We start from the raw sequence: 3,962 nt of genomic DNA on the forward strand, positions 1-3,962 counted from the left end.
CTACGGAGGCGGGATCTGGGGTAAGCGTACCGAAGTGGCGGCGGTCTGTGTGCCGTGGAGGGGGCTCGGCTTTGCGGTGGTCTTCCATGTGTGCGGTGTGCGGCGGTAAAGGGCTGACATGCCGCCAACGTTCCATGACGGACGGTGACTACCGTCGCACAGCGTGACCGGTCAACGACGTAAGCGTGTGCAGAGGGGCCGGGGTGTCCGGCCCGCGATCCTGGTGCTGGCCATGGTGGCGCCGGCCATCTTCGCGGTAGGGCTTCTGATCGCCGAGGTTACGGGCTACGAGCAGCAGGCGCGCAGCGGTGGACGGCGGGCGGCGAAGATCAAGGCGGCGGAGCGGTGGCGTGATGCCCCTGTCATGTTGTTCCGCACTCCGGTACCGGCGCCGCCGCATCCCGACTTCGAGTACCAGGGCCTTGCCCCGGCACTGGGGCTGTCCCGGGTCGCTGGGGCAGCCGAGCTCGGGTGTGCCGCGGCTGACCTCGCCGACGGACAGCGCGTGGGCGAAGGGCGGTCGGAACGGTGTGCGGGGCGAGGTCCGGAAGAGGTCGGCGTTGCGGCTCGGCCGGGGACGGCACCGGTGGGGAAGGCGCGGGGCGCTGAGCGATCCGGGATGGGGGACGGGCACGGTCGGCGGGCTGAGCGGGCGGGGCGAGTGCCGCAGGTGCCGGTGGCGTTGCGCGGTGTGCGGACGCCGCGGAGGCCGGGGATCCCGAAGGGAGAGGCGAAGCGGGTAGGCGCGGGGACATCGGCGGTTGCCCGGCGGCACCGAGTCGGTGTTCACCCGTCGTCGGTACCGTCGGCGCCGGGAGGGAAAGTGGAGGCGGCGAGGCGGGGCGGGCAGCAGGCCGCGGCCGCCGAAGACGTACAGGGCAGCGGGGCGTCGGCTCGCAGGGGGGAACGAGGGGCGTCGGCGGGGGACGGCTCGTGGGGTACGTCGGCGGGTGAGCCTGACCCGGAGCCGTCAGGCGAATGGCGGTCTGGGGGGAACGAGCGGAGGGCCGTTTCTCCCCGGGAAGGTAGCTCTGCGCACGTGACGCCGGGGGCGTGGCGGAGCGCGGAGACGGTTGCAGGGCCACCGGATTGGTGGGCCCGCCGGAGGAGGGGCTTCTCCGGTATGGGAGTTCAGGACATTCCGGGATGCGACTCTTCGGTCGCGTGACCGCTGGCCGGTGATGGTAATGCCTGGAGCCTGATGGCCATTTCGCTTGGTCGGGGATGTGTGGGTGCCGATTGCGTGGCCGGCCGGCCGGGAGCGTGGGGGCCGTTCGAGTAGGGGCGTGCGGTTCAGAGTGCTGGTCGGCTGGTCGGGTGATGGTGATGGCCGGAGTGTGAGGGGCTGTTTCGGCTCATTTGGTGGGTGTGGCGCTGATCGCGTGGTTGTCGGCAGCGTGACGGTGGTCGGGCCGCTCGGTCGGGTGGTGAAGGCCCAGGTTTGCGGACTCGTGCGTGGGGCCTTTGTTGCGTGCTGGGGCTTGCTTCGGTGTCTCGGAGGTCCTTCGGCGGCTCGAGGTAGGGGTGAGAGGCGTCGGGCTTCGTGGAGGGCGGTCTGTGACGGCCCTCGGCGGGGGAGGGACGGTTGGCGGGGAGGGGAGGGCGGTGCTCTGTCGGGAGAGTGGGGGCGCAGCGAGTGAAGGTGAGGGCTGGTGGGTGGGGGAGTGGCATAAATGCCGTGATCCGTGCGTAACGGCTCTTGCGACTCGGCCCCGGGCACTCATCCGGCTGTAGTAACGTGCGTGCGGGCGCAGGTCACAAGTTCGCAAATGGAGGGGTCCTACACGTGCCATCTCCTCGATCGGCGGGCCTGGTCGCGGTCCTCCTGGCGATGGTCTCCATGCTCGGCCTGACGTCGCCCGGTACGGCGCACGCGCGATCGGTCACGCACGGGACGACTGACCGGAAACCCGATCCGACCAACCTGACAGAGCTGCGCCGGGAGGCCGAGAAGGCATCCCAGGCGCTCGCCGACGCCACCAAGGCGCTGGAGAAGCGACAGGCGACCTTGGCGAAGGCCGACAAGGACCTCAAGGTCAAGCTTGAGCAGTTGCGCACGGCGAATCTCGAACTGGCCAAGGTGCGCCAGCCGCTCGCCGACCTGGTGCAGTCGCTCTACCAGGAACCTTCGGGCGGAGACATGGCGCCGTTCATGAACGGCGACGACGACGCGAGCCTGCGGGCGTTGAGCGACATGACCTATCTGGTGTCCGGGCGGGACGAGATCCTCGCCGACGCCGGGCGGCTGTACCAGCAGGAGCAGAAGCTGGCCGCTGAGGCGCAGGAGCTGCGGGCGACGAAGCTGCTGGTCGAGGCCCAGCTCAGCGTGGAGATCGACACGCTGCGGAAGCGCTCGGCGACTGTGGTCAAGGCGCTGTCGCAGACGCTCGTGAAGCTCGGCGTGCGGGTCAACCGAGGTGGCCGCTCGGGCGCGGCCTGCGACCCGACGCGGATCGGCTCCGCCGAGCAGTACCCGAACGGGCTGCTTCCCGAGGACGTCCTGTGCCCGCTCCAGCAGCGGGGACGAGAGCTGAGGGCCGACGCGGCGATCGCCTTCGTGGCGCTCAGCGAGGCGTACCGGAAGCAGTTCGGCAAGCCGATATGCGTGACCGACAGCTATCGCAACCTCGCGCAGCAGCAGTCGATCTTCTACCGCAGGCCGGGGTTCGCGGCCGTGCCGGGGCGCAGCAACCACGGCCTCGGCTTGGCGGTGGACCTGTGCGGAGGCGTCCAGGTGTTCCGTTCGGTGCAGTTCAACTGGTTGGAGGCCAACGGCAAGAGGTTCGGCTGGATCCACCCCGCCTGGGCGTACAGCAGCCCCTTCGAGCCCTGGCACTGGGAGTACGACCCGAAGCTGGGGTCCCTGCTGTAGGAGGCACGCCTCCTGCCCGCGCTCGTTGGTCGGTAGTCGATCTCCTAGTCCCGCCAGGTGTCTGGGATTTCGGTGGTGCTTTCCCACGCTTGCTCGGCAAATGGTGCCCAGCCGCGTGGTCTCGGCAGGTGGTGCTTCGCAGGCTCCGCTCGGCCGTCAGTTGTGGTTGCCGTGGATGGTGATCGAGAGTTGTGCGGTCGTACCGGCTTGGGCCAGGCGGGTGGCCTGGTCGGGAGTGGCGGCCAGGACGACCAGGGCGCCACTCTCGGTCATGGCGGCCTCGGGACTGTCCGATGACGCGGCGCGGGGCAGGGCGATCACGGTGACCGCCTGCGCGACCGTCGCCGCGCGCGGGTACGGAGCGGCGCCGGCGGCCGGTGGCGCGTCGTCCCAGCTCGGGGAGGCCGAGGCGATCACGTCGATGACGTCACCGGGGCGGAGCAGGCGGGCGGCCGCGGCGTCCGTGACGCGGATGGGTGCTGCTAGCAGGCCGGGGCCGTAGGCGTCGACCAGCGCCGGCCCGAGCATACGCAGGTCGGTGATGGGCTCGCCCCGGCGGGCGGGGGTGGCGAGGACGCGGCCGGCCACCCGGGCTCCCGGACGGAGGGCGCCGTCGGGGACGGCCTCCTCGGGCAGGCGGACGGCGGCGAGGTCGGACGGGGCCAGGGGGCCCGCGTGCAGGTCGCGGGCCGCCGCCAGCACAGCGACAGTGGGGGCCGGGCGTACGGCGAGGCCGACGCACGCGGTGGCCAGCGCCGCGAGCACGACGGCCACGAGCCGGCGCCGCCGGTTGAACAGCCGGACGGCGCGAAGGTGCGCAGCGCGCATGACCGCCTCCTAGGGGTGGAGTAATGGCAGGTCCTCGCCGGGCGGCCATAGCCGTACCGGTCCGCCGGCCGCGCTCTGGAGGATGGTCGTGGAGCGGGAGAGAGTGACGCGGCCGTGGCGGGGGCGAGGGTGGTTTGCGGCAATTGGCTGACCACGAACGTAACGCCGTAGTCGCCGCCGGTATCGCCGTACCGCGACCCGCCGGGCCGGTGCTGATCACATTTGGCACATGGCTGGAGTGTGGAGTCGTGCTCGGCGGGGT

2 protein-coding genes are annotated in these 3,962 nt (G+C 71.2%); one reads left to right on the plus strand and one right to left on the minus strand.

The window, feature by feature from the left end; translation table 11 throughout:
* Positions 1-1,786: 1,786 nt before the first annotated feature.
* Positions 1,787-2,872, plus strand: a complete 1,086-nt coding sequence (locus IEY93_RS35305; protein WP_229691735.1) for a D-alanyl-D-alanine carboxypeptidase family protein — start codon at positions 1,787-1,789, stop codon at positions 2,870-2,872.
* A 156-nt stretch (positions 2,873-3,028) separates the two neighbouring features.
* On the opposite strand, the gene cpaB is transcribed toward IEY93_RS35305, so the two are convergent.
* Entirely contained in the window at positions 3,029-3,700 is a 672-nt protein-coding gene (gene cpaB, locus IEY93_RS35310) for a Flp pilus assembly protein CpaB (protein ID WP_189167526.1), read from the minus strand.
* Between the last annotated feature and the right edge of the window lie 262 nt (positions 3,701-3,962).

This window comes from Sphaerisporangium melleum, from assembly GCF_014646695.1.
Classification (GTDB): Bacteria; Actinomycetota; Actinomycetes; order Streptosporangiales; family Streptosporangiaceae; genus Sphaerisporangium; species Sphaerisporangium melleum.

Bases quoted from the DNA above. Each gene is read 5' to 3' on its own strand.
- cpaB (WP_189167526.1), bottom strand. From the start codon at position 3,700: ATGCGCGCTGCGCACCTTCGCGCCGTCCGGCTGTTCAACCGGCGGCGC.